This window comes from Burkholderia sp. SJZ089, from assembly GCF_007828315.1.
In the GTDB taxonomy this organism is placed as follows: domain Bacteria; phylum Pseudomonadota; class Gammaproteobacteria; order Burkholderiales; family Burkholderiaceae; genus Burkholderia; species Burkholderia gladioli.
Genome location: NZ_VIUM01000014.1, coordinates 240414 through 258442 on the forward strand (window position 1 = coordinate 240414; position 18029 = coordinate 258442).

Sequence of the window (18029 nt, forward strand, 5' to 3'; positions counted from 1 at the left end):
CCAGGCGCCGGCCGACTAGAAACCCGCGGCGAGCCCGTCGCGTCGCGTATCGCTCGCGGCCACGTAGCCGCGCTCCGGGTCCTCGCGATCGAGCTTCCAGATGAACTGGCCGGAGCCGAAGTCCATGTAGGGATCGTCGATGCCCTTGATCTCGTGGCCGAGGCCCTGCAGGCCGCGTGCCGTCTGCGCGTCGAAGGTCGATTCGATGTCGAGCGTGAAATCGCGGTTGACCTTCCAGCGCGGCGCGTCGCAGGCGGCCTGCGGCTGCTGGCCGTAATCCAGCATGCGCACCACCGACTGCAGATGCCCTTGCGGCTGCATGTCGCCGCCCATCACGCCGAAGCTCATCACCGCCTCCTGGCGGCCGTTCACCCGCTGCGTGAGGAAGGCCGGGATGATGGTGTGGAACGGGCGCTTGCCGCCCGCCACCACGTTCGGCGAGGCCGGATCCATCGAGAAGCCGCAGCCGCGGTTCTGCAGCGCGATGCCGGTGCCGGGCACCACCACGCCCGAGCCGAAGCCCATGTAGTTCGACTGGATGAAGCTCACCATCATGCCGCGCTCGTCCACCGCGGACAGGTAGATCGTGCCGCCCGAACGCGGCATGCCGAAGCCGAAGTGCGTGGCGCGCTTCGGGTCGATCAGCTTGGCGCGCTCCTTGAGGTAGGCGGTGTCGAGCATCTGCTCGGGGGTGACCTCCATCGAGCGCGGATCGGCGACGTAGCGGTAGACATCGGCGAAGGCGAGCTTCATCGCCTCGATCTGCAGATGCTGCGATTCGAGGCTGTCGCGCGGCAACGCGCTCATGTCGAACTGCTCGAGGATGCCCAGCGCGATCAGCGCCGCGATGCCCTGCCCGTTCGGCGGGATCTCGTGGACCGTGTAGCCGCGATAGTCCTTGCCGATCGGCTCGACCCATTCCGGGCGATAGCCGCGCAGGTCGTCCAGCGTGAGCGCCGCGCCTCCCTCGCGCGCGAAGGCGGCGATGCGCTCGGCCAGCTCGCCTTCGTAGTAGTCGCGCGGCCCTTTTTCCGCGAGCCGGCGCAGGGTGGCCGCGTGGCCCGGGAAACAGACACGCTCGCTGACTTCCGGTGCGCGCCCGCGCGGCATGAAGGTCTCGGCGAACCCCGGCTGGTTATGCAGTTCGGGAATCGCGGCCTGCCACTTGCGCGTGACGATGGTCGCCACGGCATGGCCGCGCTCGGCGATCTCGATGGCTGGCTCCATCAGGTCCGCGAACGGCAGCGAACCGAACTTCGCATGCAGCGCTTCCCAGCCGGCGATCACGCCGGGCACGGTCACCGTGTCCCAGCCGCGCTTGGGCTGCTTCGCCAGCCCGTTTTCCTCGCCGTACTTGCGGCGGAAATAATCGACGCTCCAGGCCGCCGGCGCGGGGCCCGAGGCGTTCAGCCCGTGCAGCTTCGCGCCGTCCCAGACCAGCGAGAAGCAGTCGCTGCCCAGGCCGTTGGAGACCGGCTCGACCACTGTGATGGCCGCGGCCGCCGCGATCGCGGCATCGACCGCGTTGCCGCCCTTCCAGAGCATGCGCAGCCCCGCCTGCGCCGCCAGCGGATGCGAGGTCGAGACGATGTTGCGGGCGAACACCGGCAGGCGCGGTGTCGGATAGGGGTTCTGCCAGTCGAAGCTCGTCATGGAAGTTCGGATCCCGGTAATGAGGAAGGAGGCGGCACGCATGCCCACGTCGATACCTGGATTATCTTGAACGCGCGGGCAAAAAAATTTAATATTTTTTCTCGACACTTAAATTTAATTTACATGCTCACCTTACGCATGCTGCGCACCCTGCAGGCCGTGGCGCGCAGCGGTTCGTTCGCCACGGCGGCCGAGAAGACCGCGCTCACGCAAGCCGCCGTGAGCCTGCAGATGCGCGGGCTCGAGGAGGCGCTGGGCAAGTCGATCTTCGACCGCCGCGCGCGCCAGATCGCGCTCACGCGCGAAGGCCGGGAGATCTGCGCCAAGGTGGAGCACATCCTCGCCCTGATCGACGAGTTGCCCGCCAGCACGGGCGACACCATGCGCGGCTCGGTCACCATCGGCGCGGTGGTATCGGTGATCGGCGGGCTGTCGCTGGCCATCGCGCACCTGAAAAACGATCATCCGGAACTGGAGGTGCGGCTGACCTCGGCACGCTCGAACGAGCTGGCGCACATGGTCGAGGATGGCGACGTGGACCTCGCCGTGGTGGTGGACAGCGCCGAGGGCGCGCTGCACGAGACGCTCGCCTGGACGCCGCTTTACGAGGAGCCGCTGATGCTGGTGACGAGCCGGGAGACGCCCGGCGACGACGCGCGCCGCATCCTGCGCGAGCGTGAATTCCTGCGCTTCGACCGGCGCGTGCCGACCGGCGTGGTGATCGACCGCGCGCTGGCCGAGCTCGGCATCGCGCCGCGCGAATACCTGGAGCTGAACTCGATCGAGACGATCGTCTCGCTGGTGCGCGGCAACGTGGGGGTAAGCGTGCTGCCGGTGCTGCGCGGCGGCAGGTGGCGCAGCGACCCGAACCTGCGGCTGGTGCCGCTGCCGGGGCGAACCTTCATCCGCTCGGTGAGCATGGTCCAGCGCAAGGCGAACCGGCAGACCCTGCTCACGCAGACGATCGCCGAGATGTTGCGCCGGTGAGCGGGATGCGCAACCCGCATCGGCGGAACCGGCCCACCGGCTAGCGCTTCCCGACGATCGGGCGCTCACCCTCGCCCGAGATTCCGGCGGGAACGGCTGCATCCAGGATGGCCGGCACGACGTCCTCCACACGCTCGGCAAGGATCGGCTGCAACAGGTGCCCGCTATGGATGAAGCCGGCCTCGCGCAGGTGATCGAGCAGGGCAAGCAGCGGATTCCAGAAACCCTTGGTATTGACGAGCACGATCGGCTTGCGATGGCGGCCGAGCTGGCTCCAGGTCATGATCTCCACGATTTCCTCGACCGTTCCGATGCCGCCCGGCAGTGCCACGAACGCATCCGAGCGCTCGAACATCCGGTGCTTGCGCTCGTGCATGGTGTCGGTGATCGTCAGGTCCTCGAACATCCTCAGCGATGCCTGGTTTGCCTCGCGGTCGATCAGGAAGCGCGGAATGACCGCGCCGACCTCCCCGCCGGCGTCGAGCGCGCCACGCGCCACCGCGCCCATCAGGCCGGTGGTTCCGCCGCCGTAGACCAGCTTTAGCCTCGCCCGCGCCAATGCCCGTCCGAGCGCCTGGCTGGCCTCCATGAAGGCGGGATCGGCGCCGGGCGACGACCCGCAGTAGACACATACCGCTCGAACGCCCCTATCCTCGCCCCGCTGCGAATTGACTTCCTTGTCTGCCATGTTCCTTTCCGATCAGGATGGCGCGAGTCGCGGCGCGGCTTGACCGGATCGGGAGCCGATCGTGCAAGCACCGCCGGGCAAAGCGCCCATAAATACGCTACGATGCGTAGCGTTTCGAGCGGAGATTACGCTACGCTCCGTAGCGATGTCAATCGAATGAATTGGGTGTGGATGGAGGCCCGCGGGCCCCGGCGAACAGGAGAATCGACAGGATGACGATGGAAAAAGGACGCGCGGGGCGTGCCAGGAGCAACGCGACAACGGCTTCGGTGCAGGCGGCGGCGCTGCAGCTGGCGCGCGAACTGGGCCCGAGCCGCGTCACGATCGACGGGATCGCGACAGCCTCCGGCGTGGCCAAGACGACCATCTACCGGCGCTGGCCCAATGCCGCCGCGGTGATCATGGATGCCTTCCTCGCGGACATCCAGCCCCATATCGTCTACCCCCGGGGCTCGACGCCGCGCGAAACCTTCCGCAACGTGCTTCGCGATTTCGCGCGCGCGCTCGATCCCTCACGCCGCGAGCTGCTGCGTCACCTGATCGGCGCGGCGCAGTCGGACCCGGAGCTGGCGCGCGAATTCTGGGAGAAATGGATCGGGCCGCGACGCGAGGAAGGACGCAATGCCTTGAAGATGGCGGGTATGTCGCCGCAGGAAGAGGCGGTCATGATCGACCTGCTGTTTGGTGCCTTCTACTATCGCTTGCTGATGCCCTATGCCGAGATCGACGACGCGTATATCGACCTGGTGGTGCGGATGGTGATTCCGGAAACGGCCTGATCGATCGGGCTTGGCCGCTCGGATGGATTTGCAGAGGCAACCCAAGCCGCGACGGATCGCAGGCAACCGGCGCCGCTGCCTGCGCGCCTCGCGTGCCGGCAGCGGCGGCTCCGATCACCAGCGATGATGGACGTGCGGCGCGATCCACTGATCGTAGATCCGCCGCGCCTGTTCCATGGTGTCCTCGGGCAGCGGGGCCAGCGCGCTCGCCTCGGCATTGCCCTTCGCCTGCGCAGCGTTCTTCGCCCCGGGGATGACGACCGACACGGCCCGCTCCATCAGGATCCAGCGCAGGGCGAACTGCGCCATCGTCGCGCCTTGCGGCACATGGGGGCGCAGCGCCTCGACGGCTTCCAGGGCGACGTCGTAAGGCACGCCGGAGAAGGTTTCGCCCACGTCGAAGGCTTCGCCGTGACGGTTGAAATTGCGGTGATCGTCGGCCGCGAAGCTCGACTGCGCCGTGAGTTTGCCGGTCAGCATGCCGCTGGCCAGCGGCACGCGCACGATCATCGCGACATCGCGCGCGATCGCCTCGCGGAACAGCAACTGCGCCGGCCGCTGCCGGAACAGGTTGTAGATGAGCTGGACCGACACCAGGTTCGGATACTCGATCGCCTTCAATGCCTCCTCGACGCGCTCGACCGACACGCCGTAATGGCGCAGCTTGCCGGCCGCGACGAGTTCGTCGAGCGCCTCGAACAGTTCAGGGCGGAAATAGGCGTCCGTCGGCGGGCAATGCAGTTGCAGCAGATCGAGCGTATCGACGCCGAGATTCTCGCGGCTGCGATCGATGAAGGCTTCGAGGTTGGCCTTCGTATAGCCCTCCAGCACATGCGGATTGAGCCGGCGCCCCGCCTTGGTCGCCACGATCGGGCGCTGGCCCCCGCGCTCCTTGAGCACCTCGCGAATGATCCGCTCCGAGCGGCCGTCGCCATAGACGTCGGCCGTATCGATGAAATCGACCCCGGCGTCGAGCGCCGCGTGCAGCGCCTGGCGCGCATCCGCGTCGGAGACGTCGCCCCATGCGCCGCCGATCGCCCAGGCACCGAAACCCACTTCCGAAACGTCCCAGCCGGTACGGCCGAAACGGCGATGAGAAACCTGCATGACAACTCCGATAGGAATGAACGACGGATGGAGACAGGGTCGGGATGACCGCGCCGGCTTTCGTCCGCGATTCTGACACGCCGACTCATGAGTTGCGCTCAACGGCACGAGTGATGCCGGCGTCTTGCGCGAGGCGTGGCGGTTCGATCCCGGATCGCGGCGCGATGGAACGTGTTCGCCAATTGCCCTACTTCTTCGCCTGCATCGCCGCCAAGCCTGCGCCGAGTCTCTAGAGTAGGAGCCGCCATATCAGAATGACTTTTGACTTTCACGAACACGACTCATGTCTTCTCATTTCCCCAAGTCGAATCCGGTCTACAACCCCTATACCAGCCATCCGTCGCACGATCCGCAATCCGCCACGCAGCATGCGTCGCCGTCGGTCTCGGGTGAGCCATCCGCGCGGCCGAACCCCTATGGTGCCCTGCCACCGTCCATGCGCTCGCAGCGCAGCAGCACGTCCTCGAGACCTCCGCGACACGCGCCTCCCGCTCATCATTCCCAAACCGGCATCAATCATTACCCGCCGCAGTCACAGACCGCGCCGGCTGTCCGGTCGCGCTCCTGGATCAGCCGCCTGTGCTGCTTGTCCGATCCCGCCCACGATACGACTCCGCCGCAACAGGCTCAGCGGCCGGACCTGTCGAATATCCAGCACGTCGGCAGGGAACTGGCCCAGCAACGCACCCGCGAGGCCTTGCTACCCTTCCTCGGTAATCGCTACAACATGGGCCAGGTGGCGGACTCGGTAGGACAGGAGATCGGCGAGGGTGTGTGCTACGGGCTGAGCATGGAGTGGCTCGCCAATCGTCGATCAGGCGCCGCCGGGCAGAACGCCGACAGCCTGGCCGCGCTGCGCTCCCCGGCGGCCCTGGGCAGGGCACAGAGCGTGCAAAACAACTACGTCAGCTATCAGCAGAGCATCCAGTCGGTATCGCACGATCCCTCGGTGAGGACCGACATGGCGATCACGGAGATCTTCCGCCAACAAGGCGTCCAGGTCAGCCGCGCGACGGACTTGTTCAACGGCGAATCGATGCATGCCCTGACTCGCGCACCGGGAGACTATGTCGTCGGCCTCATCGGCTTCGGCACGGGCCATGCCATCACGGTCCACCGACCGGCGCGCAACGAGCGCGACCAGCGGCTCACCGTGTTCGACTCCAACATGGGCGAGTTCAAGGTATCGCGCCGCGACGAGGAGTATTTCTTCGACGCGATGCAGGCTCGCTACAACGTCATCGGCGAGAGGTTTACACACGCCTCGGCCTATTCGATTCCGTGAGCGTCGGCGTGACCTGCCCGGTGATTTTCGGACCAGTTGAAACTTGGGAGAATGGCTTCCAACGGAGAAAGGAAGTCATGAAGAAGAGCCGGTTCACGGAAGAGCGAATGGTCCAAAAATCACCGGGCAGGTCAGTTGGGCGTTGCGGCCGTAGCCGTATAAATTCTCCCCACCGTACAACCCGATCGGATCCTGACTGACAAACCGACCGACATCCGGAGGCCACGTCTTCGTCGCCAGGCATGCATGGCCGGCCCCGCGACGCGATTGCTTCATTGCCTGCAACCGCTCCCAGAGTGCGTCCGCTTCTGTTGACATGAGCGTGCCGGCCGCGGCGTCGAGCGCGCTCACCAGCCCGTCCCAGTCGCAGGCGAGGGCTCGCGAGAACCGGCGCCTCGGCCACCCGCGCCTGACTCTCTTGGAACACTGCCATCCACAGCTCGAGCGCCCTCCGTTAGGCCGCGCCCGGGCGGCTCAGGATCTCCTCCGGCAAGCCTTCCATGGCCCGAGGATGCGACGATCATAAAAAGAAAGCTGCCTCGGATCCCCTGGTAGTCGCCCCATCCGTGACGGCGGCACGTCGAAGGCCCCCTCAATCCCCGGCCAAAATATCGAAACTCAAAATCGGCTGCGATCGCTTCTCCCCGCCTGATCTAACCAAATTGAAATAAGGCACAGGGACGAAAACGCCAGTCTCGGAATCCACCGTCTTCGCGATATACAGGTCGAGCTGAGCCACATCGCCCTCCCCTTCAACAGCCAAACTGGGCCATTCGCTCTGCGATTCCGTATCCCAGTCGGTCAGCGCGTTCCCCGGAATGACGGACACCCGCTCGATTTCGCCGTCAAGGAAATACGCGCCGCGGCAAGCCGGCGCCGTGTTCTCGGGGAAGAACATGACCGGCTCGTCCGCGCCATGGGAAGTGATCATGTACAGCCAGGGCGTGATGCCCCAGCACAGCACCATCAGCCCACGGTCGAATAGATCGCCGGCCAGCTCCGTCGTGGTGAACGCGTCGACGATGTTGTGGCGGCCCGCGCCGAGCGCGTCGCGCACGAACGCGTTGAAGCGCGGCACGTCGACGGCCACAAAACCAAGATTCCCGTAGCTGTCGAACAGGTAGTGATTCGATGCGGGCCGAACCTTTGAATCGGGCACCTTGCAGAAAACCACGTAGACGATCAACAACTCGGAGGTCTTGACCAGTCGTTGCCGCCCCTCGTCCAACCCGGCCTGCTTGCCGATCGCAGGCGTTTGCAGGAACGCGATGACGTTCAGTTCCCATTCGCCCGAGCCGAGGATTTCAGGGGGAATGGTGACCTGCAAACCGTTGTCGTCGAAGCCGATGCTGCCGGCCGCACCGATTTCGATCCGATGACGGTCGCTGTACGATACGTCGAACGCATAGTTTCCAATACTGCTTTCGGCAAGCGACGTTACGCACTCCACTATCAATACGGTGCGATTTTCGTGGTTCATCCTTTTCGCGAAATCGAAGATCGGCAGCGTTTTGTTGCCGATCTTCAAGCCGATGTCGTACAACCTCCGTGCCGTTTGAAATACCTCGAAATTCTGCTGCCTCATTTATGAAAAACAGGAGTGGAGATCGAGTTCGATTATTTCAAAGTTCATCCCACGACAACACGTTGGGTCGCTTTTTTGTGGAAAAGAACTGCTTTGCTGCTTCGACTGCTTCGCCCCTAGAAACAACACAGCTCTTTGCCAGCTTAACTTCACCGCCGAGCTTGTTTTCATAGAATGTCTCGACTGCATCTTCCTGGGATTTTCCTTGTGAAACAAAATTTTCGCCCGCATCCATGTAATACACGACGGCAATCTCGTCTTTCACAAAAATATTAAGCTGAGGAAAACCATCGTCCTCGAACGTCAGTGTGAAGTTGTTGGCATTGAATGCCGGCTTTCTATCGAGAAACTCGATCAGCTCGTCAAGACTTGCAACGTCATTTTCGCCATCGAAATCGTCTGCGTACATATCAACATCCTCCTTTGACAGGGGACTTCGGAGACTTGCTGTTCCCTGTAAATGTTCTCGTTTCGCCCGTCGCGCCCCGCTTGACCGGAATCGAGCCCTCGGGCGGAACGACGGTAAGTTTGGAATTTTCAGGCAAAAGCGTTTCGGTCATATTGACGCAGAATCCGCAAGTACCCTCAGGGTTGTTGTGGAAAACCAGTCCGTCTGAAATTCCGTTATCCCTCATGAACAGTGCGGACTGGCCTTCCACGTGCCCGGCATTGGCATAATTTGGATAAGGGGTCGGCCCTCCAGAAGAGAATGTCCTCGATTCGAGCCCGCCCGCGTCGTTTACATAGTAGAAGGTCCCAACAGTCTGCCCATTGTAGGCGGGAAGTTGAGGAGCAGAAATTTGATAGGAACCGAGCGTATAGCTGCCGGCCAGCCCCCACCAGTCGGTCCACGCGATTGAGTTGGGTGCATATTGGTAAAGATTCAGCCCCCCCATCAACCCGATTGGATCCTGATTGATAAACCGGCCGACATCCGGATCGTAGAAACGAAACGTGTTGTAGTGCAGCTCGGTACTGTCATCGGCATATTGTCCGGCGTAGCGGAGCGGCTGATCGATCCGGGCTGGGGCATGCTGGTTCGGCGCCACCTTGCCCCAGGCTGAGTATTGGCCGGCCCAAACAATGTCGCCGGCCTCGTTCGTCGCTTCTTGCGGTGCGCCCGACACATCGGTATGAAAGTGATAGATCCGCGTCGCCTGTCTGGCCTTGTCGATCGCGGCGTTTGCGAGCGCTTCGGCTTTCACCGCATCGACCCGCGCCGCGGGCATGTAAGGCGCATCCGGGCTGTACACGTAGCTGCTCACGCCGGTGTCGCGCACCTCCTGCGCGAGCCGCAGCCCTTCCCATACGAACCGCTTCGTTTCCTCGCGCAGCGTTACGCCGCGCACGTCGAGTGTCCTATCGGTCTTGGCGATGCGCCGCCCGAGCGGATCGTAGGCGAAACGCGTCTCCACCACGCCGCGCGCGCCCTGCGTGCGCACGGCCACGAGCCGATCCTGCCCATCGTACGTGAACTGCTGGCGCTGATTCGCGCCGCGCAGCTTGGTCGCGAGATTGCCGAACGCGTCGTAGTCGAAGCGCAGGTTCTGCCACATGCGCAGCCGGTTGCCCTCGACATAGCCGCGGCTGCTGCGTTGCGCATCGTCGAGCAGGTTGCCGGCGGCGTCCCAGGCGAACGATTCGAGCTGCCGGTCGGCGGTGTTCACGCGCTGCGTCAGATAGCCGGCCGGATCGTAGCTGAACTGCGTGCTGCCGCGCAGGCTGTCGTGGCTCTCGACCAGTTCCCCGGCGGCGTCGTAGCCGTAGTTGCGCCACAGCTGGCCCTGCCCACGCGCAAGCGCGTCGGGCTGGAAGCCGGCTGATTGCCAGATCTTGCGGCCCAGCAGGTCGTAGGCGGTCCGCTCGGTCAGGGGGCCCTGCGTGCGCGTCAACTCGCGATGCAGGTCGTCGCGCTCGAAATCGCTGACGACCTGGTCGCCGTGGCGAATCTGGTGCACGTGCCCCGAGCCGTAGCGCAGCATCTGCAGCGTCTGTTCGTGCGGCAAGGCGAGCTTCAACACGTTGTCGAGCGCGTCGAGCGTGTACTGGACGCTGCCGTTCGCGCCGTGTTCGGCGCTCAGCCGCCCGGCCTTGTCGTATTCGAAGGTCAGCGTGTCGGGCGCGATGCCGAGCGCCAGTCCGGCCGCGGTCGGCACGCTCGCGACTTCGAGCAGGCGGCCGCCGGCGTCGCGCTCGTAGCGCGTCACCTCGGTAGGCGTGTGCTGCACGCACAGGTTACCCATCCGGTCGCGCTCGAAGCGGATCGCGCGAACCGGGCGATCGTTTGGAGCGCAATCATCGGCCGTTCCGACGATCTCGAGCGCCGCCAGATCGCCGGCCTCGCCGTATTCGAAGCGGCGCAGCACGCCGTCGGGCCGCGTTTCGCTGACAAGCCGCCCGCCTGCGCTGTACGCGAATGCGTAGCGCGCGTGGGCCTGTTGCAGCTCGCGCAGCCGCCCTTCGGCGTCGTAGTGGTAGCGGGTTCGCCGCCCGGCCGGATCGACCGCCTCGACGAGTTGCCCGCGCGCATTGCGCTGCAACGTCTGCATCCGGCCGCCCAGCCCGATGTGCCGGATCATCAGCCCGGCGGCGTCGTATTCGTAGCTTTCGGAACTGCCGTCGGGATAGGTGACGCGGCGCGTCTCGCCGGTCGGGCGCAGGTCGAACGACACGCGGTGCCCGAGCGCGTTCTCGCGCGCGAGCGGCAGGCCGAATGCATCGAAAAAATTGCGCGTGGTCTTGCCCGAGCAATCGGTGTAGGCCACCAGCTCGCCGAGCCGGTTCCACTCGAACGTCTTGCGCCCGCCCAGCGCATCGACATGCGCCACCGGGAGCGCGCTCAGTGCCTCCGGATATTCGTAGCGATTCTCCCGGTCGAGCGGATCACGGGTGACGAGCAGCCGGCCCTGCCGGTCGTATTCGGCGTGCCAGGCGCTGCCGTCGGGCAAGATGATCTCGACGGGCCGCATGCTGTTGCCGTCGTAGCGCGTTTTCGTGGTGCGGCCGAGGGGATCGGTTTCGGCGACGATGCGGCCGGCGTCGTCGTACTCGAACATCACGGTTCGTTCGCCGGGCAGCGTCAGCATCACGGGCATGCCGGCAGCGTTGTACTTGAGCCCGTAGCGACGGCCGTCGAAATCGAGGTACTCGACGATCTGGAATTGCGCGTCGTAGCGCCATTGCGCGTGGCGGCCGTCGGCATGCCGCACATGGGTGCGGCGGCCTTCGATGTCGTACTCGAACGCCCAGGCCTCGCCCTCGCTGGTGTGGGTGGCGACCACTCGCGGCGTGCCGTCGATGACCTTCCACGTATAGCCCGACGTGAAACCGAGCGCGTTCGAATGGCTCGTCATGCGCCCGTCGGCATAGGTGAAGCGGCGCACCACCGCGCCGTTCGCGTCGGTCACGGAGGCCATCTGGCCGTTTTCGTCGTAGCCGTAGGCCACGACGAGGCGGCGCTGATCGCCGCTGACGAGCGACACCTCGGCGAGCCGCTCGTGCTCCGGCTCGTAATCGAGCACGGCCAGCAAGCCGCCGCAGGTCTGGATTTCACGCACGCGGCCACGGCTGTCGCGCTCGAACTGGCACCACTGGCCGGCCTGATCCTCGATCCGGCGCACCCAGCCGATGCGGCCCGAGCCCGGCTCGTAGCGGCCGAAGTCGTAATAGGTTTCGCCGACGTCGTGGAGGATGTAGCGGCCATCCGGCGTGCAGGTCAGATAGCGCTGATCGGCCTCGCTGAACGCGGCCTGGCCCGGTTTCAGGATCGGGAAGCCGCTCTCGCGCCCCTGCGCGTCGGTGTACCAGAGCCGACCGTCACGCGCGTTCAGGCGCAGCTCCCACGGCAGCACCCAGCCGCGCCCAAGCGTGCCGACGTAATCGAGGTCGCTCGAATAGAAGCGCCGGATCGCCACCGGCATCGGGCTGGGCACGACGTAATCGGTTTCCGATTCGGCAGGGAGGATCTTGCGCCCAGTGGTGACGTCTACCGGGTTGCCGAACATCCCGCCGATCGCGCTGTTGATGGCCGGGCCGATCACGTAGCGGCTCGCCGCCTCGCCGAGCACGTAGCCGCCGATGAACTTCGCCGCGCACGGCATCACCGCGTGCGACAGCCCGCCCGCTTCCTTGAGTAGGCCGCCGAGCCCGCCCACCAGCCCGGCCAGCGCGAACGCCCAGTCGGTGGCGGTGCGCAGCCACGGCGGCACTTCGTCGTCGATCGGCAGGCAGGTCTGGATGCCTCCGTGGAAGTAGGTGTCGTGCGAGCCGTCCGAGATGGCCGCGCCGCAGGTGATCTTGTCGTCCTTGCGCGCGGCCGGCTTGCCGTTGATGAAGATGTTGGTGGAGCCCTGCGCGACGAGCGGCGTCGGGTTGTGCTTGCTGCACGTCACGCTGCTGAGCGTGGCGTAGGCGGCCTGCTTGCCGTTCACGTAGACGTTCGGCGAGCCGAGCGTGATCGCGCCGGATTGCGAACTGAACATCTTCCCGATCGATTCCCCTAACGACAACAGCACCTGCGCGCCGATGCCGGCCGCCATGCCGGCCAGCAGTGCCACGCCGAAGCCGCAGGTGAACGTGGCGAACGCCACGGCAGCAATCAGGGCGATACCGAGCACGGCGCCCACCAGGAAGCCGGCCAGCGCGCTGGTGTGCTCGATCGGATCCGTGACGCGGGCCGCTTCGTACACGATACGTCTCCTTTACGCGGGTCAGGCTTGGTTCGGTGCCGGTTCCGGCGCATCCGGCCGATAGCTGTCGAGCCAGTCGCGCCAGAGTGCGTTGTAGGTGTCGCCGAAGCTCCTCGCGCTCGACGCCGTGAAGATCAGCACGCGCCCCGGCGCGACGACAAACGCCGCTTGCCGCTGGAACACGGTTTTCGCGCCGTTGCGGTAGGCGGTGTCGATCCGTTCGCCGGCGATGCCGCCGTCTTCCGCGCCGAGCCGCTCGGCCGCGCGCGCGATCAGGCGATAACCCTGCAGCCGCGATTTGAGCAACCCGCTCTGACGATCGACGTAGGCGTCCAGCGCTTCGCCGTCCTTCAGCCAGTCACGCGCGATGCTGAGGTTCGGCTGCGCGGCCAGGTCGGCCGGCACGAAGAGATTGGTAGTCCGATCCTCGAAACCCGCCGGCAGCGTGATGCTGCCTTCGTGGATGCGGATACGGCTGTCGGAATCCGTCATGCAAACTGCCCGTGTCAAAAAAAATCGAATGAGGCGAAGGCCCACGCGCGAGTCAGTGCGTCGCGGCGGCGCTCCGGCGCAGGCGCAGGCTGCCCAGCAGCAACGCCGCCAGCGCCAGCAGCCACACATAAAAACCGATCCCGAGGCCGGCGATCGGTGTCGCGTTAGCCTCGTTGAAATACCAGTTCCTCGTGAAGAACGAACACAGCGCGCACGCCAGCGCGGCGCCGCCGAACGCCGCGGCTCGGCCGTCGCGGCGCCGCGCGAACTGCACGACCGCGTACAGGTAGAGCGGATTGGCCAGCCACGACGGATTGAGCGTCAGCAAGCCGAACCAGCCCTGCCCGAGCAGCGCCAGGCCGCTCAGCGGCGGCGCCTTCTCGAAGTACATCGCCGGCAGCAGCAGCGACAGCACGTAGCCCACCGCCGACGCGCCCAGCACCGTGCGCCGGCCGATTGCCGGCAAAGCCTCGATCAGATCGGCCATCAGTCCGCCTGACCGGCCGGCGTCACGACCTTCTCGCCCCGCGCGCGCATGGCCGCGCGCTGGGCCTTCGGATCGAGCGGCGGCCACGGCGCGCCGGCAGCGACGATCTTGCGGCGGATCTGCTCGATGCGCGCGGCGGCCGGCGAATCGGGTGTGGCGTGATTCTTCAGTTCGTTCTGCAGTACCCAGCCGTACGACACACCCAGTTCACTGGCGACTTTCGGATCGGCGCCGTGCGCAAGCAGGTAATCGACGGTGTCCCACTGCTGGATCATCGTCGCCTGGAACAGCGCCGTCTTGCCGAGCGAATCGCGCGCGTTGACGTTCGCCTTGTGTTCGATCAGCACCTTCAGTTGCGGCAGCAGCTTGTTCTCGGCCACCTCGAACAGCATCGGCGTGTCGCCGTTGTAGAGCCAGTTCGGATCCAGGCCGCCGTCCAGCAGCACGCGCAGCAGGTTCGGCGTATCGGCGCGCAGCGAGAGCTCGGCGACCGAGCTGCCGTCGGGGCCGAGGCTCGCCTTCGGATCGGCGCCGTTCTTCAGCAGCACCGAGATGATCTGGTAGCGCGGGCTGGACGCGTCGTTCTTGACCGGCACGATTTCCTGCACGGCATATGACAGCAGCGTGGTGTGCTTCGCGCCGGGCATGTTCAGATCCGTCTTCGGCGCGAGCTGCTGCACGCTGCCGAGGTTGCCGTCGTGAATGGCCTGGGCCAGCGTAAGCTGCTGCCCCGAAAAGAATTCTTCCGGCGCATAGCGTTTGAAGCCAGTCATGGTGATCCCTTGCGCTTGAGTGGGCCAGCCGAGCGGCAGCGCCGCGCCGATCAGCGCGGCGACGGTGCCGGCGGCAATTGCATTCTTGTATCGCATCAGTTCGATGAGTTCAGATGGGAGGCGAGATTCAGCTCGTCCTTGGAAACCTGTTGGCCCAGGCCGTTCGACACTTCGCCCATCAAATGGCGTCCGACGGTGGTCACGCTGGTGCCGTCGAGCGTCACCGGCGTGCCGACCGCCTTCGGCATCAGCGCGGCCGTGCCATCGCTGATCGGGCCGAGGCGGCCTTCCTGCATGCCCGTCAGGATATCGCCGTCGACGCGGTAGGCGGTGATGTTGCTCGCCTGCGCGGTGCCGCCGTATTGCGCGACCGTGCCCGGATCGAGGCCCGCCGCGTTAAACGTGATGGCAGACGAACCGCTGGCTTCCGAGGCCGCCGAGGCCAGCCCGCCGCCGAGCGAGTGGCCCGTTAAATCGACGCCCGACGCTGCGCCCGAAGCCTGAAGGTCCTTGCCGATCGTGACGGCATTGCGGTAGTACGGCGAATCGTCGCCGAGGCCCTGCGCGAGGTTGTTGCTCATGTCCTCGCCGAACAATTGCTGCGTGCCCTTGAACGCGATGGCCGGCTTCATGGTGTCACCGAACACGGCCGGGTCGGGCGCGTACATCTGCGCGCCGAAGTTGCTGCCGGGCTTCTGCAGGTCGCTCGGCTTGAGGCCGTAGGCCTTGAGCGCCTCGGGATCGTTGCCGATCGCCTTCCAGCCGGTGGGCGGCGGATCGTTCGGGTGATAGACGTGATCGGCCAGCTTGGCGAGCTGCTGCGCCTTGAGTGACTGGGCCAGCTTCGAGGCCGCCGCGCGCGTGGCCGGGTCCGAGCTGGCGAGGCCCTGAGCGATCATGGCCTGCGCGGCGGCCCACTGCAGCGCCAGCGCCTGCTCGGGCGTCTGCACGCTGCCCTGGTTCAGGTGGATGACCGGGCCGTCGAGATAGATGCCGTTCGCGTTGATCAGGATCGTCGACGGGCCGTGGCTCAGCTTGATGCTGTCGGGCGACATCGTCACGACGCTTTCGCCCACGCGGTGCTCGATGCCGTCGCTGGCCTGGTGGCTCTGCATGCCGGGGCCGGCCTTGCTGGCGATCGCCTTGGTATTGATGACGTTGGCCGAGGTGTCGCGGGTCAGCGCGATCGTCTCGGTCATACCGCCTTCGAGGATCCGTTTGGATTCGCTGCCCTTGAGCAGCGAGACGGTGCGCGGGCCGGCCTCGACGGTATGCGTCTCGGCGTCCTTGATGACGGTGTTCATGTCCTTCTGGGCGTGCAGGAACACTTCCTGGCTGCCGTTCACGTCGGAGAAGCGCAGTTCGTTCGAACCTTCGCCCTTGTGCGTCTGGCTCTTGATGCCCATCGTCTGGCCAGCCGCGCCGTGGTACGGGTTGCCCTGTTCGCCGTTGAACACGCGGCCGACGATCACCGGGTTGTCCGGGTCGCCCTGATTGAACGCCACCAGCACTTCCTGGCCGATCCGCGGAATCGCGGCCGCGCCCCAGCCGGCGCCGGCCCACGGCTGCGACACCCGGATCCACATCGAATCGGAGCCATCGAGCTTGCCGCGCCGGTCCCACAGGAAATGCAGCTTCACGCAGCTGCCGTTGGTATGGATCTGCTCGCCCTTCGGGCCCACCACGATGGCCGATTGCGTGCCCTGGATCAGCGGCTTGGGCGTGACGCGCCGCGCGCGGTAGGCGACTTTCTGCGGCAGCAGCACGAAACTGTTGCGGTACGGCAGCTTGGCCGCGTGCGCGGTGTAGTCGTTGACTGCCTCGTGGCGCACCTGCAGGATCACGTAGGCCTGATTGTCTGCCGCCACCGGATGGTCCGTCACGCTGACGCTGCCGGCCGTGGTCATGCGCCATGCGTAGCCCTGGCCCGTGTAGCGCTGTCCCTCCGCCTCCTCAGCCTCGATGGCCTGGAGCGCGTAGCGGTCGCCGTCCGCAGCATGATCGTAGAGCGATTGATGTTCGAAACGCTCGGTCGTGGCGAGCCGCGCGTATTTCAGCGTCGATTCGACTTCCACCATCATCAGCGGCGACGACGGCGTCTGATGGTTGAAGTCGCGATAGACGATCTTGCCGACGCCGAAATGGCCGCCCTGGTTGAGCTGGTCGATGCCGTTGTATTCGCTCGACGCGCTGTCGGCGTAGGGCACGCTGGCCAGCCCCTCGATCGGGCGGAACATGGCGTTGCTATCGCCGATCACGAGGGTGTGCTTGTCCTTCTCGTAGCGGTGCGTCCAGATCAACCCTTCCTGCTCCATCAGCCGGGCGCAGAAGTTGTAATAGGACTCCTGGTACATCACCACGTATTCGAGCGGCTTTTGCTCGGAATGGATGTCGAACGCGAAATCGCTGAAGCCGTGATCGGCAAACACGGTCGACAGGATGGCCTGCGCCGTCTGCTCCTGGAAGATCCGGCAATCGGTCGAGCGCGTCAGGAACCAGAACCACGGCACCACCGACATGTGGTACTGGGTCACGCTGCCCGGGTTGCCGACGCGGTCGAACGACGCCACGAAGCCGTCGAAATACCGCGTCTCGTCGCCGCTCACGGCGGTGGCGGCGGCCAGCAGCGATTGCCGGGATTGCGGGTCGAACCTGAGCCGGACCTGCTGGCCGATCAGGTCGGCGGGCTTCAGGTCTTTGCGGTGCGAAAGCAGATCGAGGTGCATCTCGGGCAGCCGGTTGACGTGCTCGTCGACCACCGCCACGCTCACCAGCAGCACGTCCTCGCCGAGCGGCGTGTCGAGCGTGACGTAGCGGTTCATCTGCGTGAGCTTCGCCGTGCCGCCGACTGCCTGATTGATCGAATCGGCAATCGCGGCCGGCGGCCGCTGCAACAGCGAGAAGCCCGTCTGCGCCAATTGCGCGGCGCGCTGCACGGTATCGACGTGACCGGCAAGCGCGGCCACCGGACCGACCTGGCTAGCGATAGTGGTGGCAAGCGAACCCGCCAGTCCGCCGAGTCCCGCGGGTGCTCCCTGCAGGCTCGCAAAGCTGGACAGGACGCCGCCTGACGACGCCGTACTCATGTCTTTCCTTCTTCTCAGGTTCTTGCCGTAGGGCCATTTTTTCCATGGCCCCACCACTTTAGGGGAAAAATGAAAGAAACGGTAAACGTTGAATTGGCGTTGAATCGATTCGGAAATTTTGACTCAACGTCAATGATATAGCGGATTATCTCGGTACGATTTTCCGCATGACAGTCGATTCAATATTCCTGAAATCAATGAGATTTACTTCGAGAAAGTCGATAATTTCAGCGTAATGGCAGGCCGCGATGCAACATCGCTATTAACGGAGTATCAGCGCCGTTGACAAAGTTCGATGAAACCCGGATTGCCGGGGCCTTTCCATAAGAGGCCATGTATGAACGCGTCCCTTTGCGCAAGTTTTCGGGTGTTCCGACTTCGACAGGATGGGTTGCAGCTATGTATTCGGCCTTGTTGCA

15 protein-coding genes are annotated in these 18029 nt (G+C 65.0%); 3 read left to right on the forward strand and 12 right to left on the reverse strand.

Annotated features, from left to right (window positions below; translation table 11 throughout):
* Positions 1 to 15 precede the first annotated feature (15 nt).
* Positions 16 to 1653, reverse strand: coding sequence for a gamma-glutamyltransferase family protein (locus FB600_RS25405; protein ID WP_145757538.1), 1638 nt, complete (start codon positions 1651 to 1653; stop codon positions 16 to 18).
* Positions 1654 to 1776: 123 nt separating this feature from the next.
* Here FB600_RS25405 and FB600_RS25410 point away from each other — a divergent pair, with 123 nt between their 5' ends.
* Positions 1777 to 2640 (forward strand): LysR substrate-binding domain-containing protein, encoded by an 864-nt coding sequence (locus FB600_RS25410; RefSeq protein ID WP_013698588.1) that lies wholly within the window; start codon positions 1777 to 1779, stop codon positions 2638 to 2640.
* 40 nt (positions 2641 to 2680) lie between these two features.
* Here FB600_RS25410 and FB600_RS25415 read toward each other — a convergent pair whose 3' ends face one another.
* On the reverse strand, positions 2681 to 3328 hold the full coding sequence (locus tag FB600_RS25415; RefSeq protein WP_096748586.1) for a TIGR00730 family Rossman fold protein: 648 nt from the start codon (positions 3326 to 3328) through the stop codon (positions 2681 to 2683).
* A gap of 212 nt (positions 3329 to 3540) precedes the next feature.
* On the opposite strand from FB600_RS25415, the gene FB600_RS25420 reads away from it, so the two are divergent.
* Complete coding sequence (locus FB600_RS25420; protein ID WP_046580788.1) at positions 3541 to 4107, forward strand: TetR/AcrR family transcriptional regulator; 567 nt, start codon at positions 3541 to 3543, stop codon at positions 4105 to 4107.
* Between the two features lie 114 nt (positions 4108 to 4221).
* Here the strand turns inward: FB600_RS25420 and FB600_RS25425 are convergent, their stop codons facing one another.
* Positions 4222 to 5214 (reverse strand): aldo/keto reductase, encoded by a 993-nt coding sequence (locus FB600_RS25425; protein ID WP_096748585.1) that lies wholly within the window; start codon positions 5212 to 5214, stop codon positions 4222 to 4224.
* A 283-nt stretch (positions 5215 to 5497) separates the two neighbouring features.
* On the opposite strand from FB600_RS25425, the gene FB600_RS25430 reads away from it, so the two are divergent.
* Positions 5498 to 6499 (forward strand): YopT-type cysteine protease domain-containing protein, encoded by a 1002-nt coding sequence (locus tag FB600_RS25430; protein WP_096748584.1) that lies wholly within the window; start codon positions 5498 to 5500, stop codon positions 6497 to 6499.
* 93 nt (positions 6500 to 6592) lie between these two features.
* Here the strand turns inward: FB600_RS25430 and FB600_RS37810 are convergent, their stop codons facing one another.
* The 9 genes from FB600_RS37810 to FB600_RS37530 all read right to left on the reverse strand — a co-directional run.
* Positions 6593 to 6850 (reverse strand): hypothetical protein, encoded by a 258-nt coding sequence (locus tag FB600_RS37810; RefSeq protein ID WP_227742956.1) that lies wholly within the window; start codon positions 6848 to 6850, stop codon positions 6593 to 6595.
* A gap of 241 nt (positions 6851 to 7091) precedes the next feature.
* A complete protein-coding gene (locus FB600_RS25440; RefSeq protein WP_145757539.1) occupies positions 7092 to 8027 on the reverse strand; it encodes a hypothetical protein in 936 nt (311 codons plus the stop codon).
* A 94-nt stretch (positions 8028 to 8121) separates the two neighbouring features.
* Entirely contained in the window at positions 8122 to 8493 is a 372-nt protein-coding gene (locus FB600_RS25445; RefSeq protein ID WP_098181791.1) for an Imm1 family immunity protein, read from the reverse strand.
* Position 8494: 1 nt separating this feature from the next.
* Positions 8495 to 12772 carry a DddA-like double-stranded DNA deaminase toxin gene (locus FB600_RS25450; RefSeq protein WP_145757540.1) on the reverse strand — a complete coding sequence of 1426 codons (4278 nt, stop codon included), beginning with the start codon at positions 12770 to 12772 and terminating at the stop codon, positions 8495 to 8497.
* Between the two features lie 21 nt (positions 12773 to 12793).
* Positions 12794 to 13264 carry a DUF1795 domain-containing protein gene (locus FB600_RS25455; protein WP_096748580.1) on the reverse strand — a complete coding sequence of 157 codons (471 nt, stop codon included), beginning with the start codon at positions 13262 to 13264 and terminating at the stop codon, positions 12794 to 12796.
* Between the two features lie 52 nt (positions 13265 to 13316).
* Positions 13317 to 13751: a hypothetical protein gene (locus FB600_RS25460; protein ID WP_145757541.1), complete on the reverse strand. Its 435-nt coding sequence runs from the start codon at positions 13749 to 13751 to the stop codon at positions 13317 to 13319.
* Positions 13751 to 14620 (reverse strand): ankyrin repeat domain-containing protein, encoded by an 870-nt coding sequence (locus FB600_RS25465; protein ID WP_145757542.1) that lies wholly within the window; start codon positions 14618 to 14620, stop codon positions 13751 to 13753. The genes FB600_RS25460 and FB600_RS25465 overlap by 1 nt, the downstream gene beginning before the upstream one ends.
* Entirely contained in the window at positions 14620 to 17610 is a 2991-nt protein-coding gene (tssI, locus tag FB600_RS25470; RefSeq protein WP_145757543.1) for a type VI secretion system tip protein TssI/VgrG, read from the reverse strand. Before tssI ends, FB600_RS25465 begins: the two co-directional genes overlap by 1 nt.
* A 227-nt stretch (positions 17611 to 17837) precedes the next feature.
* Positions 17838 to 18029 (reverse strand): hypothetical protein (locus FB600_RS37530; RefSeq protein ID WP_208453051.1); only part of this gene is annotated, 192 nt, incomplete at its 5' end.

Bases quoted from the DNA above. Each gene is read 5' to 3' on its own strand.
- FB600_RS25430 (WP_096748584.1), top strand. From the start codon at position 5,498: ATGTCTTCTCATTTCCCCAAGTCGAATCCGGTCTACAACCCCTATACC.
- FB600_RS25465 (WP_145757542.1), bottom strand. From the start codon at position 14,620: ATGCGATACAAGAATGCAATTGCCGCCGGCACCGTCGCCGCGCTGATC.
- tssI (WP_145757543.1), bottom strand. From the start codon at position 17,610: ATGAGTACGGCGTCGTCAGGCGGCGTCCTGTCCAGCTTTGCGAGCCTG.
- FB600_RS25410 (WP_013698588.1), top strand. From the start codon at position 1,777: ATGCTCACCTTACGCATGCTGCGCACCCTGCAGGCCGTGGCGCGCAGC.
- FB600_RS25425 (WP_096748585.1), bottom strand. From the start codon at position 5,214: ATGCAGGTTTCTCATCGCCGTTTCGGCCGTACCGGCTGGGACGTTTCG.
- FB600_RS25415 (WP_096748586.1), bottom strand. From the start codon at position 3,328: ATGGCAGACAAGGAAGTCAATTCGCAGCGGGGCGAGGATAGGGGCGTT.
- FB600_RS25420 (WP_046580788.1), top strand. From the start codon at position 3,541: ATGACGATGGAAAAAGGACGCGCGGGGCGTGCCAGGAGCAACGCGACA.
- FB600_RS25455 (WP_096748580.1), bottom strand. From the start codon at position 13,264: ATGACGGATTCCGACAGCCGTATCCGCATCCACGAAGGCAGCATCACG.
- FB600_RS25460 (WP_145757541.1), bottom strand. From the start codon at position 13,751: ATGGCCGATCTGATCGAGGCTTTGCCGGCAATCGGCCGGCGCACGGTG.
- FB600_RS25405 (WP_145757538.1), bottom strand. From the start codon at position 1,653: ATGACGAGCTTCGACTGGCAGAACCCCTATCCGACACCGCGCCTGCCG.
- FB600_RS25445 (WP_098181791.1), bottom strand. From the start codon at position 8,493: ATGTACGCAGACGATTTCGATGGCGAAAATGACGTTGCAAGTCTTGAC.